This window comes from Bacteriovorax sp. PP10 (assembly GCF_035013165.1).
Lineage (GTDB): Bacteria > Bdellovibrionota > Bacteriovoracia > Bacteriovoracales > Bacteriovoracaceae > Bacteriovorax > Bacteriovorax antarcticus.
Window position 1 is genome coordinate 1163881 of the sequence record NZ_JAYGJQ010000001.1, and the last position, 19209, is coordinate 1183089.

16 protein-coding genes are annotated in these 19209 nt (G+C 38.1%); 12 read left to right on the plus strand and 4 right to left on the minus strand.

Annotation, left to right across the window (positions count from 1 at the left end; translation table 11 throughout):
* The first annotated feature begins 47 nt into the window (after positions 1-47).
* Complete coding sequence (locus SHI21_RS05750) at positions 48-1358, plus strand: cytochrome-c peroxidase (protein ID WP_323575314.1); 1311 nt, start codon at positions 48-50, stop codon at positions 1356-1358.
* Here the strand turns inward: SHI21_RS05750 and SHI21_RS05755 are convergent.
* Complete coding sequence (locus SHI21_RS05755) at positions 1345-3357, minus strand: LTA synthase family protein (protein ID WP_323575315.1); 2013 nt, start codon at positions 3355-3357, stop codon at positions 1345-1347. The two genes, SHI21_RS05750 and SHI21_RS05755, sit on opposite strands and share 14 nt — an antisense overlap.
* 87 nt (positions 3358-3444) lie before the next feature.
* On the opposite strand from SHI21_RS05755, the gene SHI21_RS05760 reads away from it, so the two are divergent.
* From SHI21_RS05760 to SHI21_RS05805, 10 genes are all read left to right on the plus strand, one after another.
* Positions 3445-3840, plus strand: a complete 396-nt coding sequence (locus SHI21_RS05760) for a ketosteroid isomerase-related protein (RefSeq protein WP_323575316.1) — start codon at positions 3445-3447, stop codon at positions 3838-3840.
* Positions 3841-3842: 2 nt separating this feature from the next.
* Positions 3843-4835, plus strand: a complete 993-nt coding sequence (locus tag SHI21_RS05765) for a hypothetical protein (RefSeq protein ID WP_323575317.1) — start codon at positions 3843-3845, stop codon at positions 4833-4835.
* A 24-nt stretch (positions 4836-4859) separates the two neighbouring features.
* Complete coding sequence (locus SHI21_RS05770) at positions 4860-5861, plus strand: Ppx/GppA phosphatase family protein (protein WP_323575318.1); 1002 nt, start codon at positions 4860-4862, stop codon at positions 5859-5861.
* A gap of 114 nt (positions 5862-5975) precedes the next feature.
* Positions 5976-7295, plus strand: coding sequence for a hypothetical protein (locus SHI21_RS05775; RefSeq protein WP_323575319.1), 1320 nt, complete (start codon positions 5976-5978; stop codon positions 7293-7295).
* Positions 7296-7709: 414 nt separating this feature from the next.
* Positions 7710-8681: a UDP-glucose 4-epimerase GalE gene (gene galE, locus SHI21_RS05780; protein ID WP_323575320.1), complete on the plus strand. Its 972-nt coding sequence runs from the start codon at positions 7710-7712 to the stop codon at positions 8679-8681.
* Between the two features lie 98 nt (positions 8682-8779).
* The gene (locus tag SHI21_RS05785) at positions 8780-9364 is read left to right on the plus strand and encodes a nucleotide-binding protein (RefSeq protein WP_323575321.1); all 585 of its coding nucleotides are present in this window, start codon (positions 8780-8782) and stop codon (positions 9362-9364) included.
* A gap of 7 nt (positions 9365-9371) precedes the next feature.
* Positions 9372-10610: a GumC domain-containing protein gene (locus SHI21_RS05790; protein WP_323575322.1), complete on the plus strand. Its 1239-nt coding sequence runs from the start codon at positions 9372-9374 to the stop codon at positions 10608-10610.
* Between the two features lie 14 nt (positions 10611-10624).
* Positions 10625-12082 (plus strand): O-antigen ligase family protein, encoded by a 1458-nt coding sequence (locus SHI21_RS05795; RefSeq protein ID WP_323575323.1) that lies wholly within the window; start codon positions 10625-10627, stop codon positions 12080-12082.
* A gap of 6 nt (positions 12083-12088) precedes the next feature.
* A complete protein-coding gene (locus tag SHI21_RS05800) occupies positions 12089-13237 on the plus strand; it encodes a glycosyltransferase family 2 protein (protein WP_323575324.1) in 1149 nt (382 codons plus the stop codon).
* A 10-nt stretch (positions 13238-13247) separates the two neighbouring features.
* On the plus strand, positions 13248-14453 hold the full coding sequence (locus tag SHI21_RS05805; protein WP_323575325.1) for a glycosyltransferase family 4 protein: 1206 nt from the start codon (positions 13248-13250) through the stop codon (positions 14451-14453).
* Here SHI21_RS05805 and SHI21_RS05810 read toward each other — a convergent pair.
* From SHI21_RS05810 to SHI21_RS05820, 3 genes are read right to left on the minus strand one after another with little or no spacing between them, the layout of a single operon-like run.
* Positions 14443-15567, minus strand: a complete 1125-nt coding sequence (locus SHI21_RS05810) for a glycosyltransferase (protein ID WP_323575327.1) — start codon at positions 15565-15567, stop codon at positions 14443-14445. The genes SHI21_RS05805 and SHI21_RS05810 overlap by 11 nt on opposite strands.
* Positions 15551-16987: a lipopolysaccharide biosynthesis protein gene (locus SHI21_RS05815; RefSeq protein ID WP_323575328.1), complete on the minus strand. Its 1437-nt coding sequence runs from the start codon at positions 16985-16987 to the stop codon at positions 15551-15553. Before SHI21_RS05815 ends, SHI21_RS05810 begins: the two co-directional genes overlap by 17 nt.
* Positions 16987-18087, minus strand: a complete 1101-nt coding sequence (locus tag SHI21_RS05820) for a glycosyltransferase family 4 protein (RefSeq protein WP_323575330.1) — start codon at positions 18085-18087, stop codon at positions 16987-16989. Before SHI21_RS05820 ends, SHI21_RS05815 begins: the two co-directional genes overlap by 1 nt.
* A 100-nt stretch (positions 18088-18187) precedes the next feature.
* Here SHI21_RS05820 and SHI21_RS05825 point away from each other — a divergent pair, with 100 nt between their 5' ends.
* Positions 18188-19204 (plus strand): hypothetical protein, encoded by a 1017-nt coding sequence (locus SHI21_RS05825; protein WP_323575332.1) that lies wholly within the window; start codon positions 18188-18190, stop codon positions 19202-19204.
* The last annotated feature ends 5 nt before the right edge of the window (positions 19205-19209 follow it).

Consider the following 19209-nt stretch of genomic DNA (forward strand, 5'->3'; position numbering starts at 1 on the left):
GAAAGTTTGACTGGTCAAACTTTGCTTGGGTCACTAGCATATTGCCCATGACATTCAACAAACACTCTCTATATTCAATGGCCCTAGGTTTAACTCTAGGGCTTATAAGTTCAAACGCTTCCGCAGACCCAGTTGATGATTTTATTTATCAAAGACTAAGAGTTTTCGGCATTGGGAAATATGAAACACTTCCGGTGAACAATGCTCCTGACTATCAAGCGCGAATTGAATTAGGTCGCAAGCTTTTCATGGATCCGAACCTTTCGGGAAATAAAAATATCAGCTGTCTTACTTGCCACACTCCAATGACAGGATTGAGTGATGGGCGCGCGCTTTCTCAAACGGAAGATGGGCAACGTGTTCTAAGAAGAAATGCCAATAGTCTTTATAATGTCGGTGATCCTCAAAATAAATTTATGTTCTGGGATGGGCGTGTTCATTACAGTCCAGCTAAGAAAATTTTTACCACTCCAGAGCCTGCGTTTAATGGTGAAAATCCTGTCGCAAAAGAAATTACTTCTGTTATGCAAAGTGCACTTTCTGCTCAATCCATTTTTCCCATCGTAAACTCCGATGAAATGAGAGGGCGTCGTGGTGACAATGAAATCGCTAATGCTAAAACAGATCTGGAAGCTTGGGACTTAATTGTAAAGAGACTCACAAACGATAAAAACAGCAAGTACATTGATCTCTTTAAACGTGCCTATCCCACAGTGGAAAAAGTTAACATCGGCCATGTTGGTGAAGCTATGGGCGTTTTCATGCGCGAGAGTTTCCAATCGAATGGATCTCCTTTTAATCGATATGCAGCAGGAGATACTACAGCTTTAAATGCTCAACAAAAAAGAGGACTGCAAGTTTTCATGTCGTCTAACTGTATTGCCTGTCACTCAGGACCGACTCTTGGAAACAATTCTTTTTTTGCTTCAGTGGGAGTTCCATTTTACGGAGCAAAACCATTCGCGCAGGATAAAGGTCGCGCAGAAGTGACTAACGAAAAATTTAGAACATACTTTTTTAAAACACCAAGTTTAATCAACGTTGGTTTGTCTGCGCCTTATATGCACAACGGAGCTTTCAAAACTCTTCGCGATGTCATCAATCACTACAATGATATCGAAACATCAATTACGACTTTTGATATTGGTAATAGAAGAAATGAATTTCCAGTGGAAGTAGAGGTATTGAATTCTCCTGCTGACCTGGGAGCTTTAAGAGCATCAATTCAAGCAGGATTTTTGTTATCAGGGCTAGAGCTTGGAACAAGAAGCCTCGATGATCTCGAGGCGTTCTTAAAAGAAGGTTTAACTGATCCTAAGTGGGACCCAAAAAACTTTAATGGAGCTAGTCCATTCTAGGGTTGTTGTGAAGCAGGTATCTCGCTGATTCATACAGACCCTTTGTCAGGGTTTCCATTTCCTTATATTTTTCCGGGTACTGATCTTTTACGTTGATGTCCCCTGGGTTTTCACTGTGCTTAACCAGCTTTCCTTGGCCATTGTAAGGGATGTACTCAAAGTAAAAATCTTTATCAACTAAGCTGATGTTAAACGGAGCATACCAGTTATAAGAAAAGGCCGCTCTGTACTCATCAAATTTTGGATTGAATAAATCGCGTCCAAGAGCTCTGGTTTTGTACGGTACTCCTGCAAGTCCAGCAAGCGTCGGCATAACATCCATCTCTGAGGCAATCTTCGTTTCTACACCCGGAGAAATGCGCTTAGGAGAGTGAATGATAAACGGTACGTGAAAACCATTAGCTAAACTTTTTTGCCAGTCAGGAACGTTTTTAGCGTTGTTATGTGGAAGACCGTGGTCACCGAATACAACGAAGATCGTATTGTCATACCAGTCTTCTTTCTTAGCTAATTCAAAGAATTTCCCAAGCGCAAAGTCTTGCAGTCTCATTGCATTGTACTCTTCAAAAGACTCAAATCCAAAAGCTCTGATCTCTGCTTCTGAAATCTCTTTTGGTGTCTTCACAACAAATCCATCGCTGTCCGCTGGAATTGTATAAGGACGGTGGAATCCTGCTGTTTGAATGAAAGCAAAAAATGGTTTTTTATCTTTTGCCAGAGCTGCATTGATATTTTCGTGTGACTCTTTAAATAAGTTTAAGTCTGAAATCCCCCAAACATCCACACGTGGAGATTTGTATGAGCCTTCTTCAAAAATATTTAAGTTCGGAACGTTGTAACTAAACACTCCGCGGATGTTACCCCAGTTTGCACTTCCTCCAAGGAAGTAAAATTTATCGTAGTTTTTAAACTCACCCATAATCGTGTGTTGATTAACGATGAAAGGGTTGCGGGAACCCGTTTTAACTTTTGAAGTGTCAGGAAGACTTGTTACAGCTGCAAAGATTGAACGTGCTGTTGCTACTGTGGGAGTATAGAAATTGCTAAACAGTAATGACTCATCCGCAAGTTTATCCAGGTTGGGAGTTGGATTGATTTCCGATCCTCCTAATCCTGTTTTATACCAAGCAAGAGATTCCATAACGATGACAACCACGTTTGGCTGAGACATGCTTTTTTCATCATTGCCAGGAAAGCTTCGAACAAAATTAAGATTTTTAGCATCAGGTTTATCTACACCTAAGAAATTAGCAACGACTGCATAATTCTCGGAAGCTTTATCTTTTTCAAATTCGGCCACTCTGAATGTATAAGTGTCGGTCACATATAAAATCGGATTCAATGAAAGATTAGATGTAAAAGCATCAGGAGTTGCAAAAGCTTCAGACCATCTTAGTGGATACATCTGGAAACTACCGTAAGTCCCAAGCCCAAAAAGAACCATGAATAACAATCCGCCAGCAAAGCGAGTCTTATTGTTATTGACTAGAGGAGAACCAACTAACTTAGGAGTTAAAACTTTCACCAAAATAAAAATACAGATTAAAGATAAGGCAATAATCAGCATTAAAAGTAGTGGCCACGGATATGACTCACGGACCATTTCAAATGAGATTAATGGATTTTTTAAGAACTGAATAACAGTCGCATTCAATCGCGATTTTAAATAGCCAAAATACCCGACATCAACCACGTATAAAAAGCAGATGATAGTAAACAAGATACTATAGATCCATTTGATCAATCTGACTTTAAAGGCAGGGTTAAGAGGGATGTTGATAAAGATCATCGCCGGCAATAGAACAAACATCGCTAGACGAATGTCAAAGCGTAAACCAAGACCAAGATTATGGAAGATAAGTCCGGTGGTTCCTGGAGAGATGTTATCTCTAAAGTAGATTAAAAAACCAAGCCTGAAAATTGTGTACAGGATGATTTGAAAAATCAAAAGTGAATAAAGGAACTTCAGTTTCGGGGTGCCAAATAATTTATTTTTCATAAGCTATTTATACGCTTGGGCTTGGAAAAATAAAACAATAAAGATAGAGTTAACTATGTTTTTTTGCACACTTTTAAAGAGGCTCCGATGAAAGAATTAATTGCTCGCTATTTTGAAGTTTTCAATGCAGGTGATGCCGCGGCAATGCTGGCCTTGGTTGATGATAATATTGAGCATGACATCAATCAGGGCAAGACTCAATTTGGTAAAACAAAATTCGAGGCCTTTCTTCACCATATGAATGCCTGTTACAAAGAAGATATTAAAGACCTGATCATTATGGTCAGTGATAATGGTAAAAATGCCTCTGCTGAATTTATGGTTCATGGAACCTATTTAAAGACCGACGGAACATTGCCGAAAGCGAGTAATCAAAAATACAGCATCCGCGCCGGAAGCTTCTTTGAAATAAAAAACAATAAAATCCTACGTGTCAGCACTTACTATAATCTTCCTCATTGGATTGAGTTGGTTACACAATAGGAATGAAATCCAACCTGATTTTTGCCAACCGCTTTGAAGATTTCGCTAAAATATTTTTGGCCACATTGATTGTTTTTATTTTTATGATGATGACTGATGTACTGGTATCTTCAACGGCCTTTTTACTGATTACTATTTACTTTCTGGACGGTGGTCATGTTTATTCAACTTTGTTGGAAGTTCTGGCCGACCCCGAAGAAGTCAGAAAGAAATATGTATGGATCGTCTTATTAGGATCATTTTTTTTAAACTTCATTATCCATTTATTTTTTACCGGCTATTTTTTCTACTATATTTTTTATTTTACGATTTATCACAATATGAGGCAGGGCCTTGGTGTGACGTTTTTATACCGCTTGGGTGAAAAACGCTCCGCGAATATAGTCAAATGGTCATACTACTTTTTAACATTGGTTCCTTTAGTCCTTTTTCATATGAAAGCACCGCTCTTAAAAGGAAAATTAGAAGAAGCTCTATTTAAACCAATTGATCTTTATCAGTTTTTTTCGGCCCAAGCTTTAGAGACTGCCTTTAGGTCAGGCCTTATTATTTATACTGTGGGAGCAATTGCCATCGCTATTTATCTCATCGTTCAAAAAAATGTGAGAGGTTTCCTTTCAATGCTTTTTTTCACGACAGTTTATACTTATGCCTTCCTCATTTCGGACAACGAGTTCAAAAGCTATGCCTTACTTATTTTCTCTCACGCTATCCCGTATTACTTTCTGATGGAAAAAAGGTTAGGTATCACTCATAAATTAAATTTCATGCAAAAGTATGCATGGCTTTTTTTATTAATAATCTTTACCATCGGTGGCGTGCTTGAGTACCATCAAAGGGATATCGTCACTCTTTTAGAGCCGATGGATAGTCTGGCCCTAGCTTTATTAACAACACCTTTGATTTCACATTTTATCTACGATGCCATTTTGTGGAAGCGTGGAAACGAGCGCTTTAAAGCGTTTGTCGACAACGGCAGAACACAAACTTTATAACGATTACTTTCTCTGGAGCTTATTTTGAAAAATTATCTGTACCTGGTTTTATTTTTTACTATTTTTACGTCGAATGAACTGTTTGCAAAAAACTGTCAGGAAGTGCGCATGGGTCTCGATATTGGATCGGGTTCAACAAAGATGATGGTGGCCAAAGTTGATTTTTGTACCTATAAAATTCTTGAAGTTCTTCATCAGGAAAGTCAGCCTGTTCAGTTCAACGAAGACCTGGAAAAAAGTGCTGATGGAAATTTAAGTCAGGCGATTATCGATAAAGGGTTTGCAACTTTAAGTGGCATGATCATGAAAGGAAAAACATTTAAACCAAAAAGAATTACAGGTGTGGCGACTTCAGTTTTTAGAAAGTCTAAAAATGGTGTCGATGTCATCAAAGGTTATGCAAGAAGACTAAAAACAAGATTAGAAGTAATTTCTCAGGAAGAAGAAGCAATGCTTGGATACCTTTCTGTTTTATCTTTAATGGATGAAAAAATTAAACAAGATAAAAATATTGTTGTATGGGATATCGGTGGTGGATCCATGCAGATGTTCAGCATGGATAAAAATAAAAAGCCACACCAATATCTTGGAGACCTGGCCTCAGTGACTTTTAAGAATATGGTTATTGAAGTTCTTCAATTAAAATCTCTTGAGAACACAACATCACCTAATCCGATTGGAGATAAACGCGAGCAAGTAATTGCTCTTGCCCGTTCATATTCAAAACTTCATGTTCCAAGTGATATTAAGTTTGATATTAAAGACCGCGTAGTGATCGGAGTTGGTGGAGTTCATGGTCAGTCGATTAAAAATCAATTACAGCTTAAAGAGCTGAAGTACACACTGGATGAAGTGAATCAGGCCGGTAAAACTCAGTCCCTGAAAAGTGATAAAGAACTGACCGGAGACTACCGCTCAACAGATGTTACCAACTTGCTTTTAGTCCAGGGTTTTATGGAAGGCCTGGGGATTAAAGAAGTCAAAATCGTGAACGCGACTCTTCTTCAGGGTGTGATGCTTAAGTAAAATCAAAATGAATCTGATTTAACCCCCTGATCTCAGGGGGTTATGCCAGATTTTCTCCGGATAAGTTTTTCATGGTTTACACCTAAGAGTGCTTATTTTCGCTAAACTGAGTCCATGAACAAACAGTTATTTTTAATCCTCGTTTTGGGGCTTCTATCAGGTCAGCTTTTTGCTGGATCAACGAATGACTGTCGTTCACTAATGTCGGATTTTCTTGCTCGTACCGATAAAAAAGAAAACATGTCATTGATCAAAAACAAGTGGCTTAGAACTGAAAAGGAAGATTTCCTCGAGGAATTAAAAGCACTGAAGTTTTCTGATGCCGATATCAAAACCATTATTGAAAGTCTTAATATGCAGGTAGATCCTGTGACTCCGGTTCGCGCCAGAAACTACTTAACTTATGTTTTAAGCTTGGGCCAAAAAGAGCAGAAAACGGGATTGATGGATTTAGCTCAACTTGATGCCCGCGAAGTAAATTCAAAGCATGTAACAAAATTTACTGCTCACGAAAAAAAGATTCAGGAAAAGTTTGAGTCTAAAAAAATGTCTTTAAAAGAACAAGGCCGTTACAAAGAACTTTATTACGGGTGCCGTGCTCTTTCTCCTAACGACGTTAATAAAAATGCAGCAAAAGACTTTAAGCGCTTTAACCTGGCACTTAACCTGGGCTCTCTGGGAGCTAGTTACGCTTTTTATAACATGGATAAAGAAAAAGATGCTGAATGGTATGCAAAACTAGGTTACGACCTTGGGACAACTATTTTCTTTTCTTATGTCGGTGGAAAAATCCAGACCAATCCAACAGACACTCAAATTGCAAAATCATTAAAGGGATACTTTAGTGGAAGAGTGATGGGATTAACTGATATCCTGGTTTACGATCCGCTATTTAATAAGGAACAAGAAAAAGCAGAGGCGAGAGTTGAAGCTTTAAAGAAAGATCCAAACTACAAAGATGAAGTTGCGAGTCTTTTGAAAGAATACAATGAACGTGGTCTTTATCGTAAGTACAAGGCCGAAATTATCAATACACTTAAAAAACTTCCTGAAGGAATCAGTCTTGGATTGAAAGGAAACTCAGTTGATGAAAACAACGTTGACTGGAATAACTTAACTCACGCTGATCTTGATCGTCCTGAAGTTCAGGATGTTTTAGTTGCCGCTTCGATGATGCAAATTTATCACGAGAGTAAAGGTGAATGGATTGATACAGGAGACGCTGGTCTGGATCGTTATGCATATAATGCCGTTTTTTATGCAGTGATGATACCAAAGAGTATTGTGCAGAACTTTATTACCTACAGAATGCTTTGCATGGGACAAGATAATGCAAAATTATCTTTTACGAAGGCCGTTATTTTCAATGTTGCTTCTAACTTTGTGGTGAATCAAGCATTGTTTGGTTACCGACATACGGCCATTAATCAATAATTTTTTCTTATTAAATTTATTATTTGTTGAAGTTTATCTTAAGAAGAAATGTATCACGTTGCATTTTTTTGCGAAGTGATAGAATGTTTTTTTTAGAAAAGCACATAAAACTTTTTGCGTGGTTGAAGTTGAGAATTTTTTGTTAATTTTCCCAATGAAAATATAAGATTTTCTAGATATGTATTTTTTCTTTTTTAAGAAGTTCGAACATTATACAGATGATCAAAATCGTAGAACGCAGACTCTAGAGTTTGAAGTTAACCTTAAGGAAATTGCTAACTGTCTCAATCTTAATTAGAGAAAATTTGCAAGTCTCATGCCTATCTACTATGTAATATCTACAGAAAAAGCTTCAGACTTTGTTATTTAGTGATAAAATTCGCAACGGTAATTCTTAATAAACTGAGGTTTTTTATGAGTATTTTAGTAACAGGTGGTGCGGGATATATTGGATCCCATATTGTAAGTCTCCTTGGAGCTGCCGGTGAAGACATCATTATTTTTGACAATCTCACGACTGGAAAAAAAGAAAATATTCTCTATGGAAAACTTATTGTTGGTGATCTAAATGATCAGGCAGCTATCGATAAACTTTTTCTTGAGAATCAGATTGATGCTGTTTTACACTTCGCCGGAAGCATTGTTGTTCCTGAGAGTGTAGAGAACCCCTCATTATACTATCAAAACAATACTGAAAATTCATTGAACCTGATTAAGGCCTGTATCAAACATAAGACAAAAAAATTCATCTTTTCATCAACTGCTGCAGTTTATGGGATGCCTGAAAGTGGTGTGGCCTCAGAAGAAACTCCAACGAATCCTATCAATCCTTATGGGCGCTCAAAGCTCATGACAGAATGGATGCTTGAAGACGTGTCTGCTGCTCACGATTTTAATTACGTGGCCCTTCGCTATTTTAATGTCGCTGGAGCAAGTAAGACAGGAAAAATCGGACAATCAACTCCAAGGGCCACTCACTTGCTTAAAACAGCAGCTGAAGTTGTGACGAAAAAAAGAGAAAAGATGGCGATTTTTGGAACAGATTATAAAACAAAAGATGGGACATGCATCCGAGACTATATTCATGTCGACGACTTGGCTCAGGCCCACTTAGATGCACTTGCATACCTTGGTAAAGGCGGACGATCACAAGTTCTTAACTGTGGTTACGGGCACGGCTTTACAGTGAAAGAAGTCATTGGCGCTGTTGAGGCGTGCACTGGCGAAAAACTGAATGTAGAAATGGGTCCGAGAAGAGCAGGAGATGCTGTTGAGTTGATCTCAAAGGCTGAAAAGATTAAGGATATCCTTGGTTGGAAACCTTTATATGATGATCTTGCTTACATCGTAAAATCGGCCATTGAGTGGGAGAAGAAACTGAAATAATCCAGCTATCTTGGAAAAATTACAGGGACCTATCTTATAAATAAACGGTTTGGTATGGTCCCCGTCATATAGGTATATTAATTAAAAGGGCGTCGTAAATGATAAATGAAACTCGAGCGACTTCGGTTTGGGATATTGATCCGATAAGCTCACTAATTCAGCGAATTCATTTTAAACACACAACTAAAGGGTTGCGTTCGATTAGTATTCTAAGTGAGAAGCGTTCAGAAGGTAAAACGACGACAGCAATGCTTCTTGCTCGTGGACTAAGCGAAGTATATAAATTTAAAATTCTTTTAATTGATTTAAACCCAGATGGGGATGCGCTATTAAATCAATATTTGCAAAAATATGAAGCAGTAAAAACTCAAGACGGAATGGTTGTCGGTCACCCTTTTGATTTTTCCATTTTCAGAATCAAGAACATCGATATGAACTGGCTTAAAACAGCTTACGATGGTCTTTATGCAAATCAGTTAATCAATGGTTTCTCAAATGAATATGACCTGGTGATTGTGGATACAATGACGAGTTCAAATCCGAATGATAATGCTTTAAGAGTCAGCACTCATTCAAATATTATTGTGAGTTCTGAAAAATCTTTTGGAAGAACGACTAACAAACTACAAACTGAGCTGGAACAAAATCGTAAAGAAGTTCTTGGCGTAATTTTTAATAAGTAGAAAGAAAATGAAAGAAAAAATTTATATCAAAGATTTTTTGAGCTTATTGGTTTTCTACAAAAAACCTCTTGCCATTATTATGGTGGCATCAATTCTATGCCTGGTTCAATTAAGTTTTATCCTACCTAAGACCTATAGATCTGAATTCGAGCTAAACATTTACTCTAAGTATTTTAAGAATGCTCTAATCAGTGAAGTTATCCCGGGAATGAACTCAATTGCCGAAATGACTCAGACCACTGATTCAATGGTAAAAGAAACACTAAATGATGAATTCATCGATTCTATCGGGAAAGAATTCAACATTTACCCAACTGAGATGTCACCACAACAACTTTCAAAAGCTCGTGAGCAGCTTCGTGATAGATTTGAAATGTTCTCGACTGGTGGACAGTCTTACCACGTATCATTTTCTCACGGTGACCCGATCGTGACTTTCGAAGTAACGAAGAAAGTTATGGATGCTGTAAGGGCGAATTTCATCAATACAAGAATTGAGACAATCGAAAACGCAAAGAAGACCATTCAGCAAAAACTTGAGTCAGTAAACGTTACAAAACAAATTACTGACGATTCAATTTCTGCCAATGCACTTGCTTCTAAAAATCCGACTGTCTTAAGATCTGAAATTTTAAAAATCAATACAGACTTAAGTGCATTAAAAATGCAGTTTAATGTTCACCACCCTCGCATTGTAAAGCTTGAACAAAGAAAAGCGACGATCGAAAACTGGTTAAAAGAAGTTGAAGACGATAAAGTTCCTGAAAAAGATGCTCTTAATGAAGACGGAACAAAAGAGTATTCAGATGCTCCACTTCTAATGGCCGGGGATCGTGAAATCTCTCAAACGATTGCTGCTAAACTTTACACAAAGTTTAACGACATCAACGTGGCCCTTGATATCGAAAGAAAAAGTCTACCAGGTTATATTGGTGTGATCGTTGCTCCACAAATTCCTTCTTCACCACTTTTTCCGAAGAAGAGACTTTTTGCCAGCCTTGGATTCATGATCGGATTAATCTGTTGCTTCGGTTATGTTTTTTATAATGAGATCATGTCTTTAAGCTCGACTGAAAAGGCGAGAAGAATGGCAAAAGACCTGAAGGGTGAATACTTCGGAACTATGCCGCATATTGAAGAACTTGGTTTGATGACAAATAGAGCAATCGTTTGGGAAGAAAAGAAAGTTCTTGAAGATAATTCTCCTTCAACCAGAATTACTTTACAGAAAATTCAAGATACTTAACGATTGGAAGACCTATGATTACTGGCGATGACTTTTTATTTACGCTTCACCAGTTTATCATCTCTACGTTGTGTTTGTTCTTTGTCTACTTCGCGTGGAGAGATCAGGCGGCAAAAACTTTTGACCGCTTGGAACACGTTAATCTTAAAATTATCGGGCCACTCTTAATCGGAATCTTTCTTGGTCTGTTTATGCTTTTTCTTTATGAATGGGGCAGTCTCGGGATCATTATCTCTTTTGCTTTTGCTCTTCTTATTACATTTTCGATATTCGATCCGAAGTATGCGGTTTCATTTTTTATCTTTTTACTAATTTCCAGGCCGTGGGAAATTTTTAAAGACCAAATGATGGCCGGAATGCCCAGAGATATTTTCATCCTGTGTTTTTTAAGTTTCGTCGGACATAAGATTATTAGAAAGAGATTCTACTTTCAATGGAACATGGCTTCGGCCTTCGTTTTGTTTTTTGCCATCTGGACTTTCTTTTCCATTATACCGTCAGGGCAAATTGTCGGGGCCATGATCGATTATGAAGAGGTTTTCATTAAAGGGATCATTGTTTATTTCCTGATCGTAAACGTTGTGGATAAAAAAGAATTTATTCTTCCGGTTCAATCTGCTTTAGTTTTAGGAATTACCGAAAAGGCCTTAATGTCTTTTTATAATTCAATCTTCCTGGGAAAAGTTTCGGACGGGGATCGTTTAACCAGCGTAGGTATCTTTGAAAACTCAAATGATATCGCTGCCATTATGATCTTAGTTATCCCTTTCACGCTGGCCTTCCTAAAAGGAATCACGAATACGATTATCAGATATCTTTTGGGATTTGTTATCTTCTCATTTTATTTTTATCTGATCTGGCAGTCTAAATCCCGCGGGGCAGTTCTTGGAGTAGGTGCACTGGCCGTTGCATGGTTTTGGCTACAGGCCCAAAATAAAAAGGTCGCAAGTTGTATAGTTGTCATTGGAATGATTGCCAGTCTAGGTGTGATGTCATTGATTAAAAGGGACGCTGAAGATGTTGAAGGGTCAACTTCAAATAGAAAAATTTATTGGGGAGCTGCTATTAACATGGGAATCAGGAATCCACTTTTCGGAGTAGGGTATAACGGTTTTCCACTTAACCTTTTAACATATACCGATGGCCACGTTGGTACAGAAGGGAAACACAAAACGGCCCACTCGACATGGCTTCTCGCTCTGGCCGAAACAGGTATTGTGGGATTCGTTTTCTATGTGGGCATCTGGGTTTTTTCTTTCAAGTCAGCATGGGTCATGCGAAATGATCACCCCGAGTTTTTGCTCGGTATGCTATCCTATGGAACAGCGATCACATTCCTCTCCCATACCTATATGTTATACCCCTATATTTTGTTAGGATTAACAGTTGCCTCCGGGCAGTTTTATATTAAAAATGAGGAAGTCGTTCCAGACAAAGGACTGGCAGGTGCCGTCCTTGCTAAAGGATTGTAAAACACAATGGAAGTTTTAATTATTATCCTCCTTATTATCATGTTCTATTCATACCTCGGTTATCCATTAACCTTGTTTTTCTTTTCCTTATTTTCAAGTCACAAAGTCATTAAAGATGACAACTACACTCCCGAAGTTTCTCTTCTCATTGCTGCTTACAATGAAGAAGATACGATCGCCGATAAAATAAAAAACTCTCTTGAACTTGATTATCCAAAAGATAAAATGGAAATTGTGATCGTCTCTGATGGCTCGACTGACAGAACTGATGAGATTGTTAAAAGTTTTGAATCAAGTGGGATTAAACTCTTTAGAGTCGAAGGCCGTGTAGGAAAAACTGAAGCAAGAAACCAGGCCGTCTTGGCGATGAGACGCGAGATCATCGTGTTTTCTGATGCCACTGCCGTTTATGAAAAAGATGCCATTAGAAAACTTGTCCGCAACTTTGCAGATACTTCAGTTGGAATGGTTAGTGGCAACCTTACTTATTTTGAAAAAGGGCAAAGCTCAATGGGCCTTGCGACTAAACTTTACTGGAACTATGAAAAGGCCATTAAAAAAGCTCAAAGCAAACTCTACACTCTGACAGGAGCAGTAGGATGCATCAATGCTTTTAGAAGAAGACTTTATCATGTGCTTCCTCCCAACATCATTGAAGACTTTACCGAGCCTTTGATGATCGTTGCTCAAAATTATAGAATCGTTTACGAAGAAGAAGCTGTCTCTTATGAGCGTACAACTCAAAAACCTTCACAAGAATTTAAGATGCGTGTTCGTGTTATCCGCGGTGGAATGAAAGGCTTCATCTATGCTTTTAGAAAATTAAATTTTAAAGAGCACCGTTTAGTTCTGTTTCAATTATTTGGTCATAAAGTTTTAAGATGGTTGATGCCAGTATTCTTAATTCTTTTATTCATTGTTAATTTATTGTCGTTTATTTTTAATCACAATATGGCCGCTGACTTTTTAATGATGGCCCAATTTATTTGTTACGCTATCGCTCTCGTCGGAATGATGTGGAAGCCGCCAGGGATAATCGGAAAAGTTTTTTCTATTCCTGCTTACTTTGTCATCATTAATGCTGCCAGTTTGAAAGCGCTGCTCTTAACACTTACAACAGACTTAGAGGCGACTTGGGAAACCAACGTCTATTAATGGATATAAAATGAAGAGATGTTTATGGGTCGTTCCCAAAGGTATATTTCCGGTTAGAGATGGTGCACGTGTGGCCAATCAGGCCTTATTAAAATCGGTGAGACCACATTTCAATGAACTTGATATCATGCTTTTTAATGAAGAAGACTCAGACGAGCTTCATATGAGCTTATACAATAGCGAATTCAATCCAACGAATGTTTACTTTTTTAAACGCGCTTCTTATCCAAACAAAATAAAAAAATTATTATTCTTAGCGAAAAGTTTTTTAACGACGCCATCACTTCCAGTGACGACAGGTTATTTCCATACTGATAAACAAAAACATGAAGTCACACAGGTGCTCACTCACCGCAAGTACGACGTGATCGTTTTCGATGGACTTCATCCATTCACAACGTTTATGGATCTGCCGGAATTTAAGAATATCCCGGTTGTTTACCGTGCCCATAATGTGGAAGGTGATCTTTGGTCTACGGCCGCTTCAAAAACTAAAAATATGATTATTCAAAAACTTCTTTTATGGCAGGGACGCAAGATGACTGATCTTGAAATGAGTCTTGCCCGTCGTGCACAGAAAGTCTGGTGTATTGCCGAAGAGGATTTAAAAAGATTCAAGTCACTGCAAAATGGCGATGATAAAAATTTAGTCTTGATTCCAGTTGGCCTTGATTTTAAAAAATCAATTCACACAGGCCACAACTCTAAGTCAGATAAAATTAATCTTCTCTTTCTTGGGAAGATGGACTGGGCCCCAAATAAGGATGGCCTGAAGTGGTTTCTGGAAGAAGTATGGCCGAAAGTCGATACTTCGCGCTTTGAGCTCCAAATCGTCGGGAGCGGAGACTCAAGCTGGGGAACAGAGCTTTTCAAAGCACCTGGCATTAACTTCATTGGTTTTGCAAAAGACTTAGAGGCCATTTATTCAAATTGTGACTTTAGTATTATTCCTATTCGCTATGGATCAGGAACAAGAATTAAAGTCATCGAAAGTATTTCCAAAGGTGTGCCTATCGTATCAACCGATATGGGAGTGCAGGGAAGTGGTCTGAATGATTATTTCAAAGCAGAAACTGCTGATGAATGGATTAAAGTGATTAATTCATTAGATAAAAAACGTGGGCAAGAAATTGCAGCACTGGCATTTACTCAACTTGAAGTTATGTACTCACCAGCTTCAATTGGGAATAAGGCCATCAATTCAATTAAGATTTAATGGCAAGATCGTAGAGTTCTCGAGTTTTTTGAGTCCACTTCTTTAAACTAAAGCGCTCTTCAACAGACTCAGCTGCACTGGCCGCATTCTTCATCCACTCATGATAATTTTCAGAAGTTTTTAAAAGAGCTTCATTCCAACTTTCAGTAGAAAAGTCTTTAGCAAAATGCCCATTCGTATTATGAGTCACCATGCTGGCAATGGCCCCAACATTATTAGCAAGCACCGGAACACCTGAGGCAAGTGCCTCGATTAAAGTCATAGGTAGACCTTCACGCAAGCTTGGCATTATTAAGATATCCGGATTGATAAAAAAGCTTGAAGGATCTGAAACAAATCCATGAAGCGTCACTTGGTTTTGCATTTTGTGATCAACAATAAATTTTTCAACCAGTTCTCTTTCAACACCGTCGCCTAAAACAGTTAAATGAAAGCGCTCTTTCACTGCACTTGCTGCCAAGCTTTCTAGAAAAGGAAGTAAACCTTTTTCCGGGCTTAGCCTACCAACGTATAAAAGCTCAATCGTATTTTCATTTTTATTTCTTAAAGCGCGCTCAGATCTAATCTTGGCCGCATTGGTAAGTGAGAGCATATTCTCAATCACTGCAATTTTATTGTAAGGATAAAGCTTTTGATCCAGCTCCTGTTTCATCTGATGAGAAACCGCGATCACATGGTTACATGTCTTCATCGTCATCATCGCGATCTTTTCATAGATACGTACTTTTAATGTATGGGCCGTATTGCCATGGTGAGTATGCAGATGAGGAAGTTTCCCTTTCATCATGTAACAAGCAATCAGAGCTTTGAATCCGTGACTGTGTAAAATGATAGGAGAGGATTGATCTAAAAGTGCGGCCTTCAATCTTTTTGGAAGTTGTAGATCGAAAGCTTTTGTCGAATCAATCATCACACTTTCAATACCTGTAGGCATGGCCTTTAAAAAAGTCTCAGCAAAATGTGGCGCTCTGGTTTCTCTGATAATAATCATCAATGGGTTTAATCCCATATCACGTAGTCCCACCAGACCGGTAAGCACAACTTTTTCCGCACCAGCAAGAACTCCTGGAGCTAGAACTAAAACTGGTCTGATGTTATTAGGCCTCAATTTCATGTTTTGCCTTAAAATGTCTGATAATATTTACAGCTGCCAGATAGATCGCTGCATAGAAGGGACTTAAAACTAAAAACCACATTTTCTCTGTTTCAAACATTGGTCTGAACATATAACAAAGCGCAGTTAAAACGAGATTGAGTCCAACAAAGAGACCTAACGATTTCCAGGCAATCAACTTCGGAATCGCAAACTGTGTGATTCGTGAAGAATAGATGAGACCAGGAATCTTTGGAATAAAAAAGAAGATCATTGAAGAGATCAGTGCTCCCATTGCTCCCCATTGTCCTGCACATACGTATACCACCAAAATAGAAAGTGGAGTCAATAGGAGATACATTTTTAAAACCCAGCGCGTTTGCCCAGTCGCTCTTGGGATAGCATCGTGAGGAATGATATAGGCCAGGTAAGTAAGAGCATAGACCTTTAAAAAAACGGCCGAGTCCATATACTGAGAGGTAAAAAGAATTTCAATAATCGGACGATTGAAAATAATAAGTCCAAACACCGCAGGAATCATCAGATAAGCGATATCACTTTGAGCTTTTCTGTAATGCTGAATCATACCTAGCTTATCGTCATCATGGTAAGATCGAGACAACGCCGGTACTAAAACTTTTTGGACTGACATTTCTAAAATATAAAGAGGTGGAACAAGTAAGCATCCCATTGAATAAAATGCAAAGTGTTCAGGTGAAAGTTGTGATGATAATAAAATCATATCAACTTTTTCCAGGAAAAATCCCAGTGCACCGGCAATTGATAAAGGTGCGCAGTATTTCCAGACTTCTTTTAATCTTTGAGTATCAAGTTTAAAATCCAGAATCCCTTCTTTCTTACCTAAGTGCATAGCTAAGCAAAGCTTAATAAGAAATAATCCAGTGAATCCCCAAAATGCAGCATTGATATGTCTTGTGTAATAAACCAGAGTGACAATAACCACACCTTTTAAAATCTCAAAACCGCTATTGAATAAACTTCCGTTGATTCGTTTTCCTTTAGCAATTAGATACTCACCATAGAAAGAAGCAGGTGCAGCAGTAATTGCAGATAATAGAAGAAGAATGGTTTGAGTTTCAGTAATTGAGATTATACGTGAAAGCTGGAAGGAAAATAATAATCCGACAGCTGCACAGATAAAACTTAGACTAAAACTTAAGATCCATGCGTGTTCGACATATTTTTGAGCATTATCTTTTTTTCCAATCCAGTAATAGACACTATAAAGAGGTCCACCTGTTAAAGATAAAAAAGTAATAGATTGAGCGTAAAGAAAGAAAATTTTATAAATCCCGATATCTTCAGGATCAAGGATTCGCACCAGAACAACCGGCAGGAAAAGATTTGTAATGGCCGAAACCATACTGATAAGAAAAACTGGCCAGTGCCCAGCTCTTAATTTGTTAAGCAAATCTTTCATTATTCGTACACCTGTAAATATTTATTAACCATTTGCTTAACCGAGTAGTGATCAACCACTAACGTTCTTGCTTTCTTAGCATTAACCATCGCTTCATTGTAATTTCCAAACATAGAATCAAGTTTTGCTAAAAAATCTTTTGCATCACCAAGTTTATAAGTCTGAACATAAGGCCCGTACTTTAATAACGTCACGTGCCCCGGAATATCGCTGATCAGGCAAGGTGTTTCAACTGCCATCGCTTCAAGGACCGCAACTGGGATTCCTTCATGAGTTGAAGCACTGACATACATATCGGAACCCATATTATATTCGAGAACTAATTCTTGAGAACCGATTAGTTTAATATCTGCATCTTCAAGTTTTTTTAATTCATCGTAGTAGGCCTGGTCACTTGGAGGACCAGCAATAATTAATTGAAGTCCTGGACGCTCTTTAAACATCATCATTAAAAATTTTTGATCTTTAAGTGGAACAACTCTTGAAAGTGAAAGAACAATCGGGCGATTTAAATCAAGCCCATGTCTTTTGGCGATCCATTCTTTTTTCTCTGCTCTCATTGAAGTCTCAATCACTCCCTCATAAGTAGAAATCCCGTTCTGGATAACGGCAACCTTAGTGGCAGAAAGCCCGATATCCTCGAGGTAAAACTTCCCAATCTTTTCACTGACAGCAATCATCTTGTCAGCAAGACGAGAAAATATTTTTTGGTACAACTTCCCACGAGGATAATTATCAACGTGATCAAGACCATGAGTAGTATGAATAAGTTTTGGCCTCTTTTGGAAAGTTAATTTTTTCCAAAGACTGAGTGGGCCAAGATACATAAGAGGATTTAAATCATGACTGTGAATAACATCTGCATCAAAAAGATCATTGTTCATACGACTTAGTAATTCTAAATCGTATCCAGGTTTTTTTAATTTTGGCGTCACAACTGTAAGACCGCTGTCTCTAAAGAACTGTACCCACGTGCGTTCGTGGTCGTAGATATATATTTCTACAAGGTGACCACGCTTTTGTTGCTCAAGGGCAATGTGATAGATAATTTTTTCTAGTCCGCCAATTCCTAAAAATTGTGCGACATGAATGATTCTCATATAGTTTTATTCGCCGGGCGTATGCCTTTACCGAAATCCATGTTATTCTTAAAATCCAAGATCCACTTATATATCATATACTTCGAATGGGGAGCGGAACGTGAAATATTTACTTTTTCTTTTGAGTGCGACAAGCATTTTTTTAGTAGCAGGTTGTTCAAGTAATTCCGTCAAGAATTATCCCCGTTACTCAGAGCATGTAGCAAAGATGATGGAGCACCAGGAAGCTGCAAATCCTGCGAACCAAATGAGTAGTGAAGTTCCAGATCTTTCAAAAGTTCCCGTTTATATGGCCCCAGGACATTTATTCACAATGTCTCATTCAAGCGATAGCAAACTGAGTGGAAAATTCAGAGCAGACTTCAATGGAATTCTTCAACTTCCTTATAACGTCAATGTAGATGTTTCAAACAAGACATTTCCAGAAGTAAAAGAAACAGTACTAAATGCTTACAGACGCTTTTTTCAAAAGGGTGTTGAGAGTGTAAATTTCACTCTTACATCAAGAGATTTTTGGGTAGAGGTCAGAGGTCTTGTAAAAAAGCCAGGCCGTTATTTAGTACGTCCTTCAGACTCACTTGACCTAGTTGTCGATGCGGCCGGTGGAGTTCAAGGTGACATCAGTGTTGATTATTTTACAGCATCACTGAAACAATCGACTTATGAATATCAAGTTTTATTAAATCGTTATTTCGAATCAAATGAATCAGCAGATAAAATCAGATGGCTTGGTGGAGACAGTGTTTTCATTTCCAAACTTGATAGTTTAGCTGGGGCCAGCAGAGAAATTCCATTCGTTACAATGCTTGGTGGAGTGATTAAACCTGGTAAAGTTTTACACCAAAAAGACGCCAGTCTATATTACTACATCGAAAAATCGGGTGGTATGGTTCAAGGTTTAGGTTACGAAGAGTGTTACGTTTTTAGAAATACAACAGAAGGCGTAAAAAGAATCAATTTCTCATTCGATAAACCAGAAACGATTCCGGTTATTTTTCCAAATGATACAGTTTATATGAACTCAAAAGTTGAAACGGAAGGGGACACTTGGCTTCAACGTTTAAGTTCGGTCGCAGGTATCATTTCAACAGCAGCTCTTTTAATTATTGCTCTATAATTTAA